At 63.4% G+C, this 18,662-nt stretch carries 19 protein-coding genes, 1 rRNA gene and 1 pseudogene; 6 read left to right on the top strand and 15 right to left on the bottom strand.

All coding sequences use genetic code 11. The features are described from left to right. Nucleotides 1-35: 35 nt before the first annotated feature. The 3 genes from ACK41V_RS06330 to ACK41V_RS06320 all read right to left on the bottom strand — a co-directional run bounded on the left by ACK41V_RS06330 (nt 36) and on the right by ACK41V_RS06320 (nt 2,030). Entirely contained in the window at nt 36-698 is a 663-nt protein-coding gene (locus ACK41V_RS06330) for an HAD family hydrolase (RefSeq protein WP_409779394.1), read from the bottom strand. A 49-nt stretch (nt 699-747) separates the two neighbouring features. Then, entirely contained in the window at nt 748-1,164 is a 417-nt protein-coding gene (locus tag ACK41V_RS06325; RefSeq protein ID WP_409779391.1) for a YchJ family protein, read from the bottom strand. A gap of 161 nt (nt 1,165-1,325) precedes the next feature. Beyond that, nucleotides 1,326-2,030, bottom strand: coding sequence for a DUF4197 domain-containing protein (locus ACK41V_RS06320; protein WP_409779388.1), 705 nt, complete (start codon nt 2,028-2,030; stop codon nt 1,326-1,328). A 187-nt stretch (nt 2,031-2,217) separates the two neighbouring features. Here ACK41V_RS06320 and ACK41V_RS06315 point away from each other — a divergent pair, with 187 nt between their 5' ends. Then, on the top strand, nt 2,218-2,685 hold the full coding sequence (locus ACK41V_RS06315) for a DUF421 domain-containing protein (RefSeq protein WP_409779386.1): 468 nt from the start codon (nt 2,218-2,220) through the stop codon (nt 2,683-2,685). 110 nt (nt 2,686-2,795) lie between these two features. Continuing rightward, the gene (locus ACK41V_RS06310; protein ID WP_409779383.1) at nt 2,796-3,164 is read left to right on the top strand and encodes a DUF2237 family protein; all 369 of its coding nucleotides are present in this window, start codon (nt 2,796-2,798) and stop codon (nt 3,162-3,164) included. Nucleotides 3,165-3,207: 43 nt separating this feature from the next. On the opposite strand, the gene ACK41V_RS06305 is transcribed toward ACK41V_RS06310, so the two are convergent. Then, nucleotides 3,208-4,287 (bottom strand): hypothetical protein, encoded by a 1,080-nt coding sequence (locus ACK41V_RS06305; RefSeq protein ID WP_409779379.1) that lies wholly within the window; start codon nt 4,285-4,287, stop codon nt 3,208-3,210. Nucleotides 4,288-4,467: 180 nt separating this feature from the next. On the opposite strand from ACK41V_RS06305, the gene ACK41V_RS06300 reads away from it, so the two are divergent. After that, complete coding sequence (locus tag ACK41V_RS06300) at nt 4,468-5,130, top strand: LuxR C-terminal-related transcriptional regulator (protein WP_409779377.1); 663 nt, start codon at nt 4,468-4,470, stop codon at nt 5,128-5,130. 46 nt (nt 5,131-5,176) lie between these two features. After that, nucleotides 5,177-6,967 carry an ATP-binding protein gene (locus ACK41V_RS06295; protein ID WP_409779374.1) on the top strand — a complete coding sequence of 597 codons (1,791 nt, stop codon included), beginning with the start codon at nt 5,177-5,179 and terminating at the stop codon, nt 6,965-6,967. A 61-nt stretch (nt 6,968-7,028) separates the two neighbouring features. Here ACK41V_RS06295 and ACK41V_RS06290 read toward each other — a convergent pair whose 3' ends face one another. The 10 genes from ACK41V_RS06290 to ACK41V_RS06245 form a co-directional block, all read right to left on the bottom strand. Further along, entirely contained in the window at nt 7,029-8,159 is a 1,131-nt protein-coding gene (locus ACK41V_RS06290) for an acyl-CoA dehydrogenase family protein (RefSeq protein ID WP_409779371.1), read from the bottom strand. 39 nt (nt 8,160-8,198) lie between these two features. Continuing rightward, nucleotides 8,199-8,867: an SDR family oxidoreductase gene (locus ACK41V_RS06285; protein ID WP_409779369.1), complete on the bottom strand. Its 669-nt coding sequence runs from the start codon at nt 8,865-8,867 to the stop codon at nt 8,199-8,201. Between the two features lie 87 nt (nt 8,868-8,954). Then, nucleotides 8,955-9,605 (bottom strand): MSMEG_1061 family FMN-dependent PPOX-type flavoprotein, encoded by a 651-nt coding sequence (locus ACK41V_RS06280; RefSeq protein WP_409779367.1) that lies wholly within the window; start codon nt 9,603-9,605, stop codon nt 8,955-8,957. Nucleotides 9,606-9,647: 42 nt separating this feature from the next. Beyond that, nucleotides 9,648-10,709 (bottom strand): DUF695 domain-containing protein, encoded by a 1,062-nt coding sequence (locus ACK41V_RS06275; RefSeq protein WP_409779364.1) that lies wholly within the window; start codon nt 10,707-10,709, stop codon nt 9,648-9,650. 48 nt (nt 10,710-10,757) lie between these two features. Next, nucleotides 10,758-11,951 (bottom strand): acetyl-CoA C-acyltransferase, encoded by a 1,194-nt coding sequence (locus ACK41V_RS06270; protein WP_409779361.1) that lies wholly within the window; start codon nt 11,949-11,951, stop codon nt 10,758-10,760. Nucleotides 11,952-12,005: 54 nt separating this feature from the next. Next, nucleotides 12,006-13,811 (bottom strand): bifunctional isocitrate dehydrogenase kinase/phosphatase, encoded by a 1,806-nt coding sequence (gene aceK / locus ACK41V_RS06265; RefSeq protein WP_409779358.1) that lies wholly within the window; start codon nt 13,809-13,811, stop codon nt 12,006-12,008. 41 nt (nt 13,812-13,852) lie between these two features. After that, nucleotides 13,853-14,512 carry a carbonate dehydratase gene (gene can / locus ACK41V_RS06260; RefSeq protein WP_409779355.1) on the bottom strand — a complete coding sequence of 220 codons (660 nt, stop codon included), beginning with the start codon at nt 14,510-14,512 and terminating at the stop codon, nt 13,853-13,855. Between the two features lie 36 nt (nt 14,513-14,548). Then, entirely contained in the window at nt 14,549-15,739 is a 1,191-nt protein-coding gene (locus tag ACK41V_RS06255; protein ID WP_409779352.1) for an isovaleryl-CoA dehydrogenase, read from the bottom strand. Between the two features lie 40 nt (nt 15,740-15,779). Further along, complete coding sequence (locus ACK41V_RS06250; protein WP_409779350.1) at nt 15,780-16,241, bottom strand: PaaI family thioesterase; 462 nt, start codon at nt 16,239-16,241, stop codon at nt 15,780-15,782. A gap of 42 nt (nt 16,242-16,283) precedes the next feature. After that, the gene (locus ACK41V_RS06245; RefSeq protein ID WP_409779347.1) at nt 16,284-16,679 is read right to left on the bottom strand and encodes a MerR family transcriptional regulator; all 396 of its coding nucleotides are present in this window, start codon (nt 16,677-16,679) and stop codon (nt 16,284-16,286) included. A gap of 125 nt (nt 16,680-16,804) precedes the next feature. On the opposite strand from ACK41V_RS06245, the gene ACK41V_RS06240 reads away from it, so the two are divergent. Further along, nucleotides 16,805-17,884, top strand: coding sequence for an MBL fold metallo-hydrolase (locus tag ACK41V_RS06240; RefSeq protein WP_409779344.1), 1,080 nt, complete (start codon nt 16,805-16,807; stop codon nt 17,882-17,884). A 45-nt stretch (nt 17,885-17,929) separates the two neighbouring features. Next, a pseudogene (locus ACK41V_RS06235) lies at nt 17,930-18,331 on the top strand (class II glutamine amidotransferase); the annotation flags it as partial. A 191-nt stretch (nt 18,332-18,522) separates the two neighbouring features. Here ACK41V_RS06235 and rrf read toward each other — a convergent pair. Next, nucleotides 18,523-18,635 (bottom strand): 5S ribosomal RNA (gene rrf, locus ACK41V_RS06230). Nucleotides 18,636-18,662 lie beyond the last annotated feature (27 nt).

Below are 18,662 nucleotides of genomic sequence, written 5' to 3'. Positions count from 1 at the left end.
GCCCGATCTGTGTCAGAAGGTCAACCGGTGGCGGGTCACTGCGACCAACCGGCCAGCAAACCCGGGAGCTGGGCCATGTCGGCAAACACCCACGCAGCTCCGGCCGCGCGCAGGGCAGCGCCATCGTCCAGCGGGGCGTAGGCAAACACCGTGGCGCCCGCGGCCACACCGGCGGTGATGCCGGTGACCGTGTCTTCGACCACCGCGCAACGGCTGGGCGGGGTTTGCAGGGCGGCGGCGGCGGCCAGGTACACGTCGGGTGCAGGCTTGGTGGCGGGCATTTCATGGCCGCTGAAAATGCGGCCGGCAAAGTACGGCGCCATGCCCACCTTGGTCAGCTGCATCTCGACCTTGAAGCGGTCTGCGCCCGAGGCGCAGGCAATGCGCCCGCCCAGCGCCGTGTGCAGCGTATGCACCATGTCGTTGGCACCGGGCACGGCCAGCAGCTCGGCGTCCAGCCGGGCATTGCGGCGCGCATAGAAAAGATTCATCCACTCGTCGGTCAGCGGGCGGCCGGTGTGCCGTTCGATCAGCGCGGCCTCGCTGCGCACCGTTTTGCCGATGAAGTGGGCCATGCATTCTTCGGTGCTGAGCGCCCAGCCCGCTTCCACCAGCATGTCGCGCAGAACGCCATTGGTGATGGGTTCGCTGTCAACCAGCACGCCATCACAGTCAAACAAGATTGCTTCAAATTTCATAGCTATAAGCGCTTATGGGATAAGCGCTAGAGGTCATTTTTATTAAAAATCAGGCCGACATGTCGCCATCGACATAAAACCACCGGCCGCCTTCTCGCACAAAGCGGCTTGTTTCATGCAGCCGCACCGCCCGTCCGCCGACGCGGTAGCGGGCCACAAACTCCACCTCAGCCCGGTCGTCGCCCGTTGTGCGGTGGGCTCGCACTTCCAGCCCCAGCCATTTCGTGCCTGCATCAAAATCCAGCGCCGCGGGCCGCGTGGTGGCGTGCCAAGTGGCCTGCAGATAGTCGGCCCGTTCGGTCACGAAGGCGGTGTAGCGCGACCGCATCAGGCTTTCCGCATCCGGGGCGGGAGCGGTGTCGAAATGCTCGACATAGCGGGCGCAGCATGCGGCATAGGCAAGGGGTTGCTGGCGCGCAGTGGTCTGGCCACAGGGGCAGGCATTGTTGGGTTCAGGGGAGGCCATGGGTTTAAATTGCCATATCAACTAGCGCTGCTCTGAACTTGGCGCGGCCAAGGCCAGTGCCCCCGCGCAAGGGCCGCCCCGCCGCGCTGGGGGCGTCCCCCTCCCGACTCGCGAAGCGAGACGAGAGAGGGGTGAAGGCGCGAAGCGACTCAGGGGGTGCTTCATTTCATGGTCCCAAAGACCTTTTTCAGGATGGCGCTGCCCGCGCCCGCCGGGTTCTGGCGGATGCGGCGTTCTTCCTCGCCAATCATCAGGTACAGGCCATCCAGCGTTTTACCGGTCACGTACTGCGCCAGATTGGCCTCTTCGGGTTTCAGCAGGCCAAAGCTGGCGGCCTTGCCTGCAAAGGCGTTGTACTTTTGCGTGAGGCCGACCTTCTCGGTGGCCTGGTTCACCACAGGCAAAAAGCGTTCGCCCAACGGCAAGCGGGTTCTTTCGGCAAAAAAGTTCGTTACCGAGGTATTGCCGCCGGTGAGGATGTTCTTGGCGTCCGTCACGGTCATGGTCTGCACGGCGTTGACCAGCAGGTCTTTGCCCATGGGCACGGCCGCCTCGGCGGCGCGGTTGATGGAGGTGATCAGCTCGTCGATGCGCCGCCCTTGTCCCAGCGATTTCATCACCTTGGCCGCGTCATCCAGATAGCCGGGCAGGCCAATGCGCACCTGGGGATTGCCCAAAAAACCGTCCGGACGGCCCAGCAGTGCCACCGCCGCCTGCGCGCCCTGGCTCAGGGCCGCCTTGACCCCGCCCGACGCATCCGCGTTGGACAGGTCCGCGAGCGACAATGCCTGCGCCCGCTGGTGGGCCAACAAAAGCAGCGCGCCCAGGGCCCCTGCACTGGCGTGGTGAAACTGGCGACGCAGCATGGTGTGTTCTTTCTTGGATTCTTGGAGGGTGGCGGGAGTGCAACGCGTCAACAGCCTCAAGGCGCTGGCGTTTTGCCAGCGTGCGGCCACGGCTTGTACAGACCGACAGGAACTGCGCTGATTTTCACCCACGCCGCCATCACCATAGACTGCACACCGTGACAGTCATGCAACAAGGAGTATTGCCATGTGGGAAACCAGCGTGCCCTGGTGGGAGTTTGTGCTGCGGGGGGTGATCGTCTATGTTTTTCTGCTGATCTTTCTGCGCCTGACGGGCAAACGGCAGACCGGGCAATTCGCGCCGTTTGACTTGGTGTTGCTGCTGATCCTGTCCAACGCGGTGCAAAACTCCATGAACGCGGGCGACAACTCGTTGGTGGGCGGGCTCGTTTCGGCGCTCACGCTGATCGGCTGCCATGTGGTGCTGGCGCAGCTCACGTTCCGGTTTGAACGGCTCGAACGGCTGATTGACGGCACGCCGCAGGTGCTGGTGCAAGACGGGCAGGTGAACGAGGCACTGATGCGCAAGGAGTTGCTGTCCATCGAAGACCTGGAGGCCGCGCTGCGTGCAGGCGGATGCCTGGACGTGCATGAGGTGGCGCGTGCCACCATTGAAACCAACGGGCAGATCACCGTGGTGCTGCGGCGCCGATAAACCTGTGGCTTACTGCACGGCACTGCAACGCCGTGCGCCCTGCCCACCAGACCGCCGGACGGCCCTGAAATCCATCTACACCACGAGCACGCACACGCGCTAACCCACCGATGACTGTATTGAATGTTCTGGGCACCCTTCTCATGCCCTGCTCGTACGACCCGTTGACGGGCTACCTGCGCGACGGTTGCTGCAACACCGACGAACATGACCACGGCACACACGTGGTGTGCGCGCGGATCACGCAGGCGTTTCTTGATTTTTCGCTGGCCCGTGGCAACGACCTGGTCACACCCCGGCCCGAGCACCGGTTTGCAGGCCTGCGCGCCAACAACCGCTGGTGCCTGTGTGCGCTGCGCTGGAAGGAGGCGTGGGAGGCGGGCGTGGCGCCCCCCGTGATCCTGGAGTGCACCCACGCCCGGGCGCTGGACTTTGTGACGCTGGAGCAGTTGCAGGGCACAGCCATGCCTGCGGGCTAAGGCGCGATGCCGGGCGGCCAAAGCCGCCGCAGCGTTGCCCCGGTTAGTTCTGCGTGTAGCAGGCCTTGCTCGAAAGGACGATGTTGATGTAGCTCTCCACGCTGGCCGCCGTGGGGAAAACTGTGGGTGTCTGGTCACCCAGCAGGCACAGATAAGGGCCTTTGCGCGCCCACACGGTGCGTGACGTCTGCCCTGTCGGCTGCGCCCAGCTGCCCCAGAAGGCGCTGAGCGTGGACGTGGCGCCGGTGCGATCAAAGTTGAACGTGCCGAGGTCGCTTCCCGCCCCGCCAATGATGGGCCCGGCCGCGGTGCAGTTGGCATCGGCGTAAGTTGCCAGACCCTGTTCGGCGGTAGCGCGTGTTTCACTTTGCTTGGAAATACGGAACATCGAGCGGCCCCATTGGCCGGGGCCAGTCTGTACGCACAGTTCCTGCTTCCAGTCCCCCTGCGGCAACACTGCCGCCGAGGTGGCACAGGCTACTTCCACCGAACCCACGTTGGCCGAGCCCACCGTGCCACTGCCGTTGCGCACCGCGCAACTTTGGCCCGCAGGCTGGGTCTTGACCGTGACTGCGTAGGCGCTGCCCCCTGCCACCGCCGTGGCAAAGGTAAACCCGCCGTTGCTGGCCACCGACAAATCGTTGCCCCCGTTGTTCTGCAGCACCACGGTGCCCGCCAGCCCTGAGACCGATCCGCCCACCGTGAACGTGGCTGCCGCCAGGTTCTCGCAGCGCACCTGGACATCGCTCACATTCGCTGTGGCGGAGCCGGTGCCCTGCGTCACGGTGCAGCGCTGGCCGCTCGGCTGCGTCTTGACGGTCACGGCATAGGCCACGCCACTGTTCAGCCGGGTAACAAATACAAAACTGCCGTTGGCGTTCAACGCCAGGTCGTCCGCAGCGCTGTTCTGCAGGGTCAGCGTCTTGCCAGCGCCCAGGCCCACAACGGTGCCGCCCACCGTAAAGGCCCCGGCAGAGGGCGGCGGTGACGTGCCATCGTCATCGTTATCACCACCTCCGCAACCCATCAGCAGCACGGCCGCCAATCCAAGGGGGGCCCAGCGGAATGTGGGCCGTGCGTGCCGTGCGGGGTGCCAGGTGTGCGGGGTGCTTGCAGTGGTCATGAACGGAAACCTCGTCGGTCGTGAATAGAGGGCGGATTCTGTGCAGCGCACCCCGCGCAAGGGAACCCTACGCTGGTAGGGTTTGCGCTCCCACGCCAATGCGGGAACACTTGGCAGAATTCCGCCCAGCGTAGGCCTCTATCCACCGCCCCTTTCGGACGCCAACGCTCACCTCTGGCCATGCCTCCCTACGCACTCATCCTGGACGACCACCCGCTGGTGGCGCGCGGCGTTGCCGAGTTCCTGCGCTCACGGCTGCCGCACCTGGAGGTGGCCGTGGCAGCGCATGCGGACGAGCTGGAGCCGCTGATCGAAGCGCGCGGCGCCCCGGCGATCGCGCTCATCGACTTCTGGCTGGCCGATGGCGCGACGCTGCACCTGATTGCCCACCTCCGCACCCGGTGCCCCGCCACCGCCGTGGCCGTGATGAGCGGCGACGACGACCCCGCCGTGATCGACCAGGTGCGCGCAGCAGGCGCCCATGGTTTCATCCACAAACAAGAGCCCCCCGAGACCTTCGCCCAGGCCATCGAGGCCCTGATGGGCGGCCTGGCCTGGTTCACGCCCGGCACCCATGCGCAGCGCCCTGCGCGCAGCCGCGAACTGCCCGTCACCCCGGCCGAGCTGGGCCTGTCGGCACGCCAGGGCGAGATCCTGGCGCTGGTGCTGCAGGGGCTGCCCAACAAGCGCATTGCCCAGCAATACGCGCTGTCCGAAAGCACGGTCAAAGAACACATGACCGCCATCCTGCAACGCCTGGGCGCCCGCACCCGCGTCGAGGCCATCACGCGGCTGCGGGGGCGTCTGCTGGTGCTGCCGCAGCCGCAGCCGCCGCCGCCATGATCCGTGCCTCCGTCCTGCACTCCATGGATCGCGTGTCCGCCCCCGCATGACCGCGCGCAACGCCGCCACGTCCAGCGTGCAGGAAACCCCCAGCACACAAGGCTGGCTGCTGCTGCTCGAAGCCTCGTTTGCGCGCCTGCGGCTGGGCATGACGGTGATGCCCAGCATGGGGCTGCTGTTTGGCCTGCTGCTGGGCTGGGAGGGCGGTCCCGTCGCACCGCTGCTGGTGTGGGGAGGCGTGTATCTGCCGGTGCTGCTGTTCGTTCGGTGGGGACACCGCCGCTACCTGCACGAGCGCACAGTGCAGTCACCCGAAGCCCTGCTGACCACCTGGACCCGCCGCGTACGCCGCCTGGCGCTGGCGCACGGGGTGGGGGTTTCGCTCTCGGTGGTATTGCCGTTGGGCCAGGCCAGCTACGAATTCATGCTGTTGCTGTACATCACGCTGGCGGGCATTCTGGCCGGCAATGCAGCCCAGATGACCGCCACGCTCGCCGTTTACCGCATGTACTTCATCGGCGCCGTGGGTGGGCTGGCGATGATCCCCTGGGCGTTTCCCGGGCAGTGGCCGTTTATTCTGCCCATGACACTGATCACGGCCGCCGTGATCTACCGCAGTGCCGTGAATTCGCACCGGTTCTTCGTGCGCCAGGTGGTGCTGGAAGAGCGCAGCCGCGACCTGGCCGAGCGCTACCGCGAGGCGAGCCAGGCGGCCGAACGGGCGCTGGCAGAAAAAAACCATTTTCTGACCACCGCCGCGCACGACCTGCGCCAGCCCGTGCATGCGATGGCATTGCTGGCCGAAGCCATCGCCTTGCACGGACGTGGCCACCCCCACATCGACAACCTGCTGGTGCAATGGCGGCTGAGCATGCGGTCGGTGAACCACATGTTCGACGCGCTGCTCGACCTGTCACGCATTGAATCCGGCGCGGTGGAGTTGCGCCCCGCCCCCGTGTCGCTGGCTGCACTGTTCGAGGACCTACGCACCCAGTTCGCGACCGATGCCAGCGCACGCGGCCTGGTGCTGCGTTTGCACCCACCACCGCACGGCGCCGCCGTGCTGGCCGACCCCGCACTGGTTCGCCAGTCGGTGGCCAACCTGGTGCAAAACGCGCTGCGCTACACCCCCGAAGGCGGCGTTCTGGTGGGCGCACGGCGACGGGGCGTGCATTGGCGCATCGAGGTGTGGGACACCGGGGTGGGCGTGGCCCTGCACGAGCAGGCTCAGATCTACCAGGCGTTTTACCGCCCCGAGCACGCCTGGCAGGTTCACCGCAGCGGGCACGGCCTGGGCTTGGCCGTGGTGGCGCGCTGCGTGGCGCTGATGCAAGCCAGGCAAGGGCTGCAGTCCCGCCTGGGCAAGGGGTCGTGCTTCTGGCTGGAGCTGCCTGCCACACAGCAGGCCGCCGCAACGCTGACCACCGTACCCACCGCAGCACCCGGCACCAGCCCACCGTTGCGGGGCCGCTGTCTGGTGCTGGACGACGACCCGCATGTGCTGAACGCCTGGTCCACGCTGCTGGTGACCTGGGGCATCGACGTGCGCCTGGCCTCCAACGCGGCAGAGGCTTTTGCCCACCTGGACACCGGCTTTGCACCCCATTCCATCCTGTGCGACCAGCGACTGCGGTCCGGCGAGAGCGGCTTTGACGTGCTGCGCGCGCTGCTGGACCGCTGCCCCGACGCGCGCGGCGCGATGGTGAGCGGCGAGTACGATTCGCCCGAGCTACAGACCGCGCAGGACGAGGGCTACCTGGTGCTGCGCAAACCCGTGGATGTGGACGAACTGCACGCGGTGCTCAGCCAGTGGCTGCGCGGGCAGAAATTTGAATGAAAACAGGCTCTAGCGCTTATCCCATAAGCGCTAGCAGCTATTATTTAAATAGCAAACAACATCACGCCAGCGCGCGCTGGATGATGATCTTCTGCACATCGCTCGTGCCCTCATAGATCTGGCAGACGCGCACGTCACGGTAGATGCGCTCCACCGGAAAGTCGTTCACCACGCCGTAGCCGCCCAGCGTCTGGATGGCGGCGCTGCACACCTGCTCGGCCATCTCGCTGGCAAACAGCTTGGCCATGGCGGCTTCCTTGAGGCACGGGCGGCCTGCATCGCGCAGCGCGGCGGCGTGCCAGATGAGCTGGCGCGCGGCCTCGATCTGCGTGGCGCAGTCGGCCAGGCGGAAACCCACGGCTTGGTGGTTGAAGATGGCGGTGCCAAAACTCTCGCGCTCTTTGGAATACGCCAGCGCCACGTCAAACGCGCTGCGCGCCATGCCCACGCTTTGCGCAGCGATGCCGATGCGGCCGCCTTCAAGCGCGCCGAGCGCAATCTTGTAGCCCTCGCCTTCCGCGCCGATCAGGTTTTCGGCCGGGATGCGGCAGTTGTCGAAGTTGATCTGCGCCGTATCGCTGCTGTGCTGGCCGAGTTTGTCTTCCAGCCGCGCCACCACGTAGCCGGGGTTGCTGGTGGGCACGAGGAAGGCGCTCATGCCCTTCTTGCCCGCGCCCTTGTCGGTGACGGCGATGACGATGGCGACGTGCCCGTTCTTGCCGCTGGTGATGAACTGCTTGACGCCGTTTATCACGTATTCGTCGCCCTGCTTCACCGCCGTGGTGCGCAGTGCGGAGGCGTCGGAGCCCACATGCGGCTCGGTCAGGCAGAAAGCGCCGAGCATCTGGCCTTGGGCCAGCGGCGTGAGCCAATCCTTCTTCTGCTGTGCGTTGCCGTAGCGCATGAGGATGGCGTTGACGGGGCAGTTGGTCACGGAAATTGCCGTGCTGGTGCCGCCGTCGCCCGCAGCGATTTCTTCGAGCACCAGCGCGAGGGTGACGTAGTCCAGGTTGGCACCGCCAAATTCTTCGGGCACGCAGATGCCGTATGCGCCCAGCGCGGCCAGGCCCTGGTGCGCCTCTTTGGGAAAGTGGTGCTCCTTGTCCCAGCGCGCGGCGTGGGGCCACAGCTGTTCCTGCGCAAAGTCGCGCACAGCGTCGCGGATCATTTCCTGGTCTTGGGTCAGCAGCATGGGGTTGTCTCCGGAAGTTGTTGTTCAGAAATTCGAGGGCTACCAATGGGCAGCGCGGCGGCCGTCGTGGTGCAGCAGGCGGCCCTTGTCAGCGGCGGTGACGCCCGCCACGGTGGCGCGCAGGCCGCGCACGCTGTCTTGCACAGTCAGCGCAGCGCCTTCGCCGCCCATGTCGGTCTGCACCCAGCCGGGGTCGATGGTGATGAGCGTGGCATTCGGGTAGTCGTGCTGGGCAGCCGCCACGGCCATGTTCAGCGCCGCCTTGCTGGTGCGGTACAGCCACGAGCCGCTGTTCGGCACGCTGCCGATCTGCGACATGGACGAGGACAGGAAGGCGAACACGCCCTGCGCGTCGGACACCATGGGCGCGACCTGCGGCAGCGTCTGCATGGCACCCAGCACGTTGGTGTGCATGACGGCATCAAAGTCCTGCTGCGTGGGCGGCGTGAGCGCATTGGGGCGGCGGAGGACACCCGCCACATACCAGGCGGTTTCGATCTTCTCGCCGTCGAGTTGCCAAGCCAGCCCGCTGACGCTGGCAGGGTTGGCCACGTCCACGGTCAGCACCTCGGCGCCCACGGCCTGTACCCGCTCGCGGCCCGCATCGTCGCGCACGGTGGCAATCACGCGGCGACCCGCTTCTGTGTACTGGCGCACCAGCTCCAGCCCAATGCCGCGCGATGCGCCGATGACCAATATGGATTTCATGGGGGAACTTTGAATGAAATTGGGCTCTAGCGCTTATCTATCAAGCGCTAGGAGCTATCAAAATTGAAGTACTCAACGCCAACACGATCATGCATCGCCCAGTTGCTGCTCTTGCGCCAGTTGGGCGCGGTAGCGCTGCAGCATCGCCACTTGCGACTCGGGCTCGGTAGCGAGACCCATCTGGTCGTGAAGCATCTGGCCCATGGTGGGCAGTTGTGCACGGTCCACCTGCGCATCGGCCGACCACAAGCGTGAGCGCATGAAGGCCTTGGAGCAGTGCAGATACGCCTCGGCCACGCGCACTTCGATCACTATTTTTGGGCGCTGGCGCTCGGCCGTGAAGAAGTCGGTGTACAGCGCCTCGTCGCGCAGGCGCGCCGTGCCGTTCACCCGCAGGGTTTCGTCCACACCCGGAATCATGAACAGCAGACCGATGCGCGGGTCTTCGAGCAAGTTGCTCAGGGTGTCGAGCCGGTTGTTGCCACTGCCGTCGGGCAGCAGCAGGGTGTGCGGGTCGGGCGACTTCACAAAACCCGGGGCGCCGCCACGCGGCGAGGCATCGAGCAGTGCACCTCCCACGCCACCCACGCCACCCGCACCACCAGTGGCCACCACACAAAACGGCGACAAGGCAATGAAGCGCTGGCAGTGCGCATCCAGCTGTGGCTGTTGCTTGCGCAGGGCCCGCTCGCCGGGGGCTGCGTACAAGCTGCGGAGTTGTTCGAGGGTTTCAATCATGGTGTGGCCTAAGAACTTGTTCCAAGGGGGTGGCTGACACAGTCACTCGCAATGCACAGCAAACTCGAAATAGCCGGACCAGGCGGGGTCAAACGCGATGGTCAGCTCCAAAGACTCGGCCTCGTCGCGCAGCAGCAAGGGTGCCAGCGCCTGTTTGGCCAGTTGCTCGTCGCCCACGTAGTACACGGCCTTGCGGCGACCGGCGCGGGTCATGGTGTAGGCCATGATGCCCAGCTGCGGCAGCTCCAGCAGCGTGGCCGCCTGGTCTTGCAGGTCTTGCACGGCGGCCAGTTCATCGCGGGTGCCCACCGAGAGGTCCAGGGTCAGTGCGTACGTCAGGTCTGCGCGCATGGCCACGGGGTTGGCGCTGCGGTTGACCATGACGATGGCGGTGTCCTCGGACTCTTGTCCATCGTCCTTGTCACCGGTTGGATCGCCCTGCCCGCTGAACGCCAAGGTCATGCCGGTCCAATCGTGCTCGCCCATGGGGAAGTCGCTGGTGCGGCCCAGGGTGTCCACCCAGTAGCGGTCGAACACCGGCGCAAACTGGCTCAGGGGAACCCACGGGGTCAGCGGGTCAGAGGCTTCATCCACAAAGTCCACCGCCCCCACTTTCACGGCAAAGTCATATTCGCCCAACACGTGGTCGAGCATGATGAACGCCATGTTGCGTGCATGGTCCCAATAATCCTCGGGGATCTCGCGGCCAAAGCGGATCTCCAGCGCGGCCTGCCCATCGTCCTGCCCGCAGGCAATCAGCACATCGGACGTGGCCAGCTCGAATCCATCCATGCCAATCGGGAAGTCCGGCTGCGTGGTGCGCTCACGGAACGCGCGCACGCGGTAGCTCTGCAACACGGGCGCAGCCGCCACCACCTGCATGAGCAGCGGAAAGTTGTCGGTGCTGCCATGGGCGGTGACGATGAGGTCCACCACCGCATCGTCTTCACCGCCGGACATTTCCAGCGCCAGGCCCGCCAGATGGCGCTCGATGATCACGTTGGCCGACTCGACCCGTTCGCGCAAAGGCTGTGCTTGGAGCGATGCCTGGGCATCGGAAAACTCGCGCCAGAAGGCGGCAATCTCGGGAGATGGTGCGGTCATCGCGGTCCTTGAAGAGAGATGGGAATCATCCCATCTCTCTGCAGAGCATCACACCAGTTCGAGCGCCACGGCCGTGGCCTCACCACCGCCGATACACAGCGTGGCCAGGCCCTTGCTCAGGCCGCGCGCCTTGAGCGCATACATCAGCGTCACCATGATGCGCGCACCGCTGGCGCCAATGGGGTGGCCCAGGGCGCAGGCGCCACCGTTCACGTTGACTTTGTCGTGGGGCAGGTCCAGCTCTTTCATGAGCGCCATGGGCACCACGGCAAAGGCTTCGTTGATCTCCCACAGCTGCACGTCGCCCGCAGACCAGCCTGCTTTGGCCAACGCCTTTTGTGTGGCACCCAGGGGCGCGGTGGCGAACCACTCTGGCTCTTGCGCATGCGTGGCGTGGCTCACGATGCGGGCCAGGGGCTTGCAGCCCAGCTTCTTGGCCGTGGATTCGCGCATCATCACCAGCGCGGCGGCGCCGTCGTTGATGCTGGAGCTGGAAGCGGCGGTGATGGTGCCGTCCTTCTTGAAGGCGGGCTTCAGGCTGGCGATCTTTTCGAGCTTGACCTTGCCCGGGCCTTCGTCCACCGACACCACGGTTTCGCCCGCGCGGGTCTTGACGGTGACGGGCACGATCTCGGCAGCGAACGCGCCGGACTCTGTGGCCGCCTTGGCGCGCTGCACGCTGGCGGTGGCAAATGCGTCCTGCTGCTCGCGGGTGAACTGGTATTTGGCGGCGCAGTCTTCTCCAAAGGTGCCCATGGAACGGCCGGCCTCGTAGGCGTCTTCCAGGCCGTCGAGCATCATGTGGTCGAAGATGCGGTCATGGCCCAGGCGGTAGCCGCCGCGGCCCTTTTGCAGAAGGTACGGGGCGTTGGTCATGCTCTCCATGCCGCCCGCCACCATCACGTCGTGCGTGCCGGCCAGCAGCATGTCGTGCGCCATCATCGCGGCCTTCATGCCCGAACCGCACATCTTGCTGAGCGTAACCGCACCTGCGCCCTTGGGCAGGCCGCCCTTGAAGGCTGCCTGGCGCGCGGGCGCCTGGCCCTGGCCGGCCATCAGGCAGTTGCCAAACAGCACCTCGCCCACGGCGTCGGGCGAGACACCGGCGCGCTCCATGGCGGCCTTGATGGCGGCGCCGCCCAGGTCGTGGGCGGCCAGGCTGGAAAAGTCGCCTTGCAGCGAGCCCATGGGGGTGCGTGCGGCGCCGACGATGACGATGGGGTCTTGGGGGGATGCGGACATGGTGGTGGTCTCCTCAGGGTGGTTCAGACAAAAAGGTGGGGGTGAAAACGGTGGTCAGCGGGCCGCAGTGCCATGCGCAAAGCGCCGGTCCGTGTCGTAGGGAAACACGTCAAACATGTGGCCGGCCTGGATGCGTTCCTTGTGCGACTGCCAGAAAGCGGCGTTGAGCAGGTCGGCGTGGTACTGCATGAACACCTCGCGCACAGCATCGTTGCCGAGCAGGAAGGGGCCGAAGGTTTCGGGGAACACATCGCGCGGGCCGACGCTGTACCAGACCTCGCCGCTCATCTCTTCCTCTTCATTGCGCGGCGTGGGCACACTGCGGAAGTTGCAGTCGGTGAGGTACTCGATCTCGTCGTAGTCGTAGAACACGACCTTGCCGTTGCGCGTGATGCCGAAGTTCTTCCACAGCATGTCGCCGGGGAAGATGTTGGCAGCCACCAGGTCTTTGATGGCGTTGCCGTATTCGATCACGCTGCGCTCCATCTGCTGGTGTGCGCGCGGGTCCTGCAGGCCGGTGTCAAACGCCTCTTGCAAGTAAAGGTTGAGCGGGATCATCCGGCGCTCGATGTACAGGTGTTTGATGATGACTTCGGTCTGGCCATCGCCATCGCGGTCGCTGATCTCCAACTGGCTGGGGGCGAACTTTTCGATCTCGGCGATGAGGGCGTCGTCAAACCGGTCACGCGGAAAGGCGACTTCGCTGTACTCCAGCGTATCGGCCATGCGGCCCACGCGGTCATGCTGTTTGACCAGTTGGTACTTGGCCTTGATCTGCTCGCGCGTGGTTTCTTTTTGCGGCGGGTAGTAATCCTTGATGAGCTTGAACACAAACGGGAAGCTCGGCAGGTCGAAGACCAGCATCACCATGCCCTTGATGCCAGGGGCAATGCGAAACTGGTCGCTGGAGTGTTTGAGGTGGTACAGAAAGTCGCGGTAGAACAGCGTCTTGCCCTGCTTGGCCAGGCCCAGCGCGTTGTAGATCTCGGCGCGTGGTTTGCGCGGCATGAGGCTGCGCAGAAACTGCACGTAGGCGCTGGGGATCTCCATGTCCACCATGAAATACGCACGCGCAAAACTGAACAGCATCTGCATGTCGTCTTCACCGAACAGCGCCGCATCGATGAACAGCTTGCCGTTGTCGTCGTGCAGGATGGGCAGTGCAAACGGCACTTCGTTAAAGCCGTTGATGATCTTGCCCACCAGGTACGCGCCCTTGTTGCGAAAGAACAGGCTGGTGAGCACCTGGATCTGGAAGTTGGCGCGCAGCCTGACCTTGTCGAGCCGGCTGCGCATGGCTGCAACCACGCTGCCGGTGTCCCGCGCCAGATCGGCAAACTCGGGCTGCAACTGAAGGTTCTCGATGATTCGCTGGAGCGTGTCACCCAGCGTGTCGCGCGACGGGTAATAGGCCCGGTAGGTGGGCCGCGCAGCAGGTTCTTCGTTCTCGATGTACTCGGTGCTGACGGCAGGCCGCACAAAGATGAAATCGTTGTGGAAGTGCGTGCGGTGCAGGATCTTGGTGGTGACCGAGTTGAAGAAGGTCTCGGCCAGCTCGGGCTGGTGGTGGTTGACCAAGAGGCCGATGTAATGCAGCTTGACCTGGTGCCACACGTCCATGGGCTGCGAGCCTGCGCTGAATTCTTTCTCCAGCCTGCGCACGCACTCTTTGACACGCAGGTCATAGAACTCGATGCGCTCGCGCTGGGCCCGCTGCTGGCCGTGCCAGTCCGCGGTTTCAAACCGGTGTTTGGCCCGTGCCGACTCGGTGCGGAACAACCGGTAGTGCCGGTTGAACCCGTCCATCATGGCCTTGGCAATACCGTAGGCCTGGGGAGCGTCGAGGCGTTGCGGGAACATGCCGGGTTCTCAGCCGTGTCGCGGTGGGAGGCCGTGGTTGGCTATTGCCGCTTGGCAGCCGCCACGCCTGCAATCGCAGCCTTGTAGATCGCGTCCAGCCCTTCGGTGCTGTCCACGGTCATGTGCAGGTTGTTGATGAGGCCGTCCTTGAGCCCGTAACACCAGCCGTGCAGGGTGACCTTTTCACCCCGGCCCCATGCGTCCAGCATGACGGTGGTCTGTGCAATGTTGACCACTTGCTCGATGGCGTTCAGCTCACACAACACATCGTGGCGCCACTCGGGCGCTACGGACGCAATCAGGTCGCGGTGGCGGTCACGCACGTCCTGCACGTGGCGGATCCAGTTGTCAGCCAGGCCGACCCGGATTCCTTCCAACGCTGCCAGCACGCCACCGCAGCCGTAGTGGCCCACCACCATGAGGTGCTCGATGTGCAACTGGTCCACCGCGTACTGGATGGTGGACAGGCAGTTCAGGTCGGTGGGCACCACCACATTGGCGACGTTGCGATGCACAAAGACTTCACCAGGCTCCAGGCCGGTGATCTGGTTGGCGGGCACGCGGCTGTCGGAGCAGCCGATCCACATGTACTTGGGCTTTTGCTGCGCGAGCAGGCCGGTGAAGAAACCGGGGCGCTCACGCTCCATCTGGGCGGCCCAGGCGCGGTTGTGAACAAACAGGTCGTCGATCGATGAAGGCATGTTGTCCTTGGGGTCTGAGTAAATAAGAAATGAAGCTCAGCAGGTTTCAGCAAACAGCTCGCGGCCAATCAGCATGCGGCGGATTTCACTGGTGCCTGCACCGATTTCATACAGCTTGGCATCGCGCCACAGGCGGCCAAGCGGGTACTCGTTGATGTAGCCGTTGCCACCGTAAATCTGCACGCCTTCGCCCGCCATCCAGGTGGCTTTTTCAGCGGTCCAAAGGATCACAGACGCACAGTCCTTACGCACCTGGCGCACGTGGTCGGTACCGAGCATGTCCAGGTTCTTGGCCACGGTGTACGCAAACGAGCGCCCGGCCTGCAGCACGGTGTACATGTCGGCGACCTTGCCCTGGATGAGCTGGAATTCGCCAATGCTCTGGCCGAACTGCTTACGGTCGTGAATGTAAGGGATGACGTTGTCCATGACGGACTGCATGATGCCCAACGGACCGCCGGTGAGCACCGCACGTTCGTAGTCCAGGCCACTCATCAGCACCTTGGCGCCCTGGTTGAGGCCGCCGAGGATCTGGGAGGCGGGCACTTCCACATTGTTGAACACCAGCTCGCCCGTGTGGCTACCGCGCATACCGAGCTTGTCGAGCTTCTGCGCCACGCTGAAACCGGGCATGCCCTTTTCGATCAGGAAGGCCGTGACACCGCGAGCGCCCAATTCGGGCTCGGTCTTGGCGTACACCACCAGCGTGTTGGCATCGGGACCATTGGTAATCCACATCTTGCTGCCGTTGAGCAGGTAGTAGCCGCCCTTGTCCTCGGCCTTGAGCTTCATGCTGATCACGTCGGAACCAGCGCCGGGCTCGCTCATGGCCAGCGCGCCCACGTGCTCGCCGCTGATCAGCTTGGGCAGGTATTTGGCCTTTTGTTCCTCGGTTCCGTTGCGGTTGATCTGGTTCACGCAAAGGTTGCTGTGCGCGCCGTAGGACAGGCCCACGGAGGCACTCGCGCGCGAGACTTCTTCCATGGCCACCATGTGGGCGAGGTAACCCATGGCGGCACCACCGTGCTGCTCGGGCACGGTAATGCCGAGGACGCCTAGGTCGCCCATCTTGCGCCAGAGGTCCATCGGAAACTGGTCGTTGCGGTCAATCTCGGCAGCACGCGGCGCGATCTCAGCCTGCGCAAAATCGCGCACGGCGTCGCGCAGAGCGTCGATGTCTTCTCCCAATTGGAAGTTCAGGCCGGGAAGGTTGGCAGGAATGCTCATGGTGGTTGTCTCCTCAAACAGATAAAGGAAAGCGGCTTGTTCAGCCTTGGATGTTGTCGCGGCCTGTGATCGCCATCAGGGTGCAACCCATGGTGGCCACGAGTTTTTCTTGGTTGCCATCAATGGCAAAGGCGCGGCCTTCACAGACCGTGATGGTGCGACCAGGCTTCAAAACCCGGCCTTCCATACGGAATCGCTCGCCCTTGGCGGGGGCCAGCAAATTGATCTTGAATTCAATCGTGAGCACGGCGGCATCTGACGCCATCAACGTGAAGCCGGCATATCCGCATGCGGAGTCGAGTGCCGTGGCCACCATGCCCGCGTGCAAAAACCCGTGTTGCTGGGTCAGCCCGGGAGCCCAGGGGAGTTCGATGTCCACCGCACCTGGGGCTAGCAAGCCCAGACGCGCTCCAAGGGTCTGCATGGCGCCTTGGAGTTCAAAGCTGGCACGCACGCGGCCCACAAAGTCGGCATGGCGAGGCTCGAAAGGGGGCGTACTCACGGCAATCTCCTGATTTACGTTTACGTAAACGTCAATTATGAATCATTTTTGTTTTTCGACCTTCAGAAGCAGGGCTCGCGCCTCTTCCTCATGCTCCTGGACCTCTTCCAGATTCGCCTGGAGGTCAGCCAGTTGCTCCTCCAGTTGTTTGCGATGCACCACGAGCACGTCGAGAAATTTGCGCAATTGCACGCCAGTGTCTCGCGGGCTGTCGTAAAGGTCGATGATCTCTTTGGCCTCTGTCAGCGACAGGCCGAGCCGCTTGGCTCGGAGCGTCAGGCGAAGCCGTGTGCGATCACGGGCGCTATAGACGCGGTTTCTGCCTGCGGGCCCAGTCCGTTCTGGCTGCAGCAAACCCATGTCTTCGTAAAAACGGATCGCCCTGGTGGTGAGATCAAACTCTTTGGCGAGGTCGCTGATGGTGTAAGTGGTGGCCATGGTGGTTATTGCGCGCGGCAGGGTCGGTTTCGCACAGGAGACAGCTCTGCGTCTGTCGCTCCCTACAATGCATCAGATGCATGACGTTTACGTTAACGTCAATGCTAACCCATCACACCATCGCCATGAATCCACTTGAACACCAGATCCACTATCCATTGGGCGATGCACTTCCCCCGGAAGGCGCGACCATGGAGGTTGCGCCTGGGATCAAGTGGATTCGCATGGGCCTCCCCTTTGCACTGGATCACATCAATCTGTGGCTGCTGCGCGACCGGCAACCCGACGCCACGGGCGCTTTGATCGACGGTTGGACGGTGGTGGATTGCTGCATCGACAGCCCGACAACGCGGGCGCAATGGGAGCAAGTTTTTTCCAACAGCTTGGAGGGCCTGCCCATTCTGCGGGTGATCGTCACCCATATGCACCCCGATCACATCGGCTTGGCGCACTGGTTGTGCGAAAGGTGGAAGGTGCGCCTGTGGATCAGCGCCACCGATTACAACGTTGCAAGAACCGCCGTTTATGACCGCAATGGCTTTGGCGGGGAGGCCGGTGCGGACTTTTATAGCTTGCACGGCATGCAGGATGAAGATTTTTTGAGCCACGTGCGAGGGCGTGCGTCTTACTTTCCCACCTTGGTTCCCGCTTTACCCCTCACCTTTCGCCGGATCATGGACGGAGACCGGTTGGAAATTGGGGGGCGTATCTGGCAGTGCATCAGTGGCTATGGACATGCTCCAGAACACATTGCGCTTTACTGCGCAGAGTTGGCCACCCTGATCAGTGGCGATATGGTGCTACCGCGTATTTCAACCAATGTCAGTGTGCATGCAGCGGAACCTGAGTCCAATCCCTTACAGCTTTTTCTGACGTCGCTGCTGCGGTATTTAGACTTGTCGGCGAATACACTGGTGTTGCCATCGCACGGTAAACCCTTTCAAGGCTTGCACGAGCGTATTGGCCAGTTGCAAGATCATCACCGTGATCGACTTCGAGAAATTCTCGACTCAACAGAAGAGGGCTCGCTGTCTGCCGCCGATGTGCTGCCCATCATGTTCAAGCGCAAGCTGGATTCGCACCAGATGACGTTTGCCATCGGCGAAGCACTCGCCCATTTGCATTTGTTGTGGTTCGCCGGGCAATTGCGAAGGGTTCTGGATCCAGCGGGCGTTCACAGATTCCAACTCTTGCAGGAGGAATGAACAGGGCCCAGACGGCCACAGGTATTCACAATCACGCGGCAAATTCGTCCGGTGGGAGACACGGACAGCGAGCACGCGTTCTGCTGGATGCTACAGGAGTTGGCGAAGTCCCACGCCAGTGTGCCGACTATAGAAGAGCTCACGTTGACGCTGAAGGATCTGGCGGCGCGAATCACCCAACACGGCACGTTCAATTTTTTGCTGTCAAACGGTTCAGCCTTATGGTCGCACGCCTCGACCAGCCTGTACTACATCGAAAGACGCCACCCGTTCGGAGCGGCCCGGCTGAGCGACGAAGACCTGGCGCTGGATTTTGCTCAAGAGACAAACGAGAAAGACGAAGTAGCGGTAATCGTCACGAGCCCGCTGACGACCAATGAGGAATGGACGGCGTTCGGGCGGGGAGAGCTACTGGTGTTCTGCGAAGGCAGGAGAGTGCAGATGTAGAGGCTCCTCGCCAAGCGAGCCACAAAGCAATATCAACAACGCCCATACGCAGTAAACACACACCACCAAAGCAAAGTTATCCCAAAGATATTGGGCTGATACGGGCTGACACGGCGCGCATTCATTTTTCCTGAGCCCCAACGCAAAACCCCCCAGTCCTTTGGAGACTGAGGGGGTTTGGGGCTATAAGAGCCTGACGATGACCTACTTTCACACGGGAACCCGCACTATCATCGGCGCAAAGTCGTTTCACTGTCCTGTTCGGGATGGGAAGGAGTGGTACCAACTTGCTATGGTCATCAGGCATAAACTTTTTGTCAGATTGACGGCG

Origin of the sequence: Acidovorax sp. (genome assembly GCF_046291265.1) — a bacterium.
In the GTDB taxonomy this organism is placed as follows: domain Bacteria; phylum Pseudomonadota; class Gammaproteobacteria; order Burkholderiales; family Burkholderiaceae_C; genus Acidovorax.
This window is presented reverse-complemented; position numbering and strand designations above follow the sequence as displayed.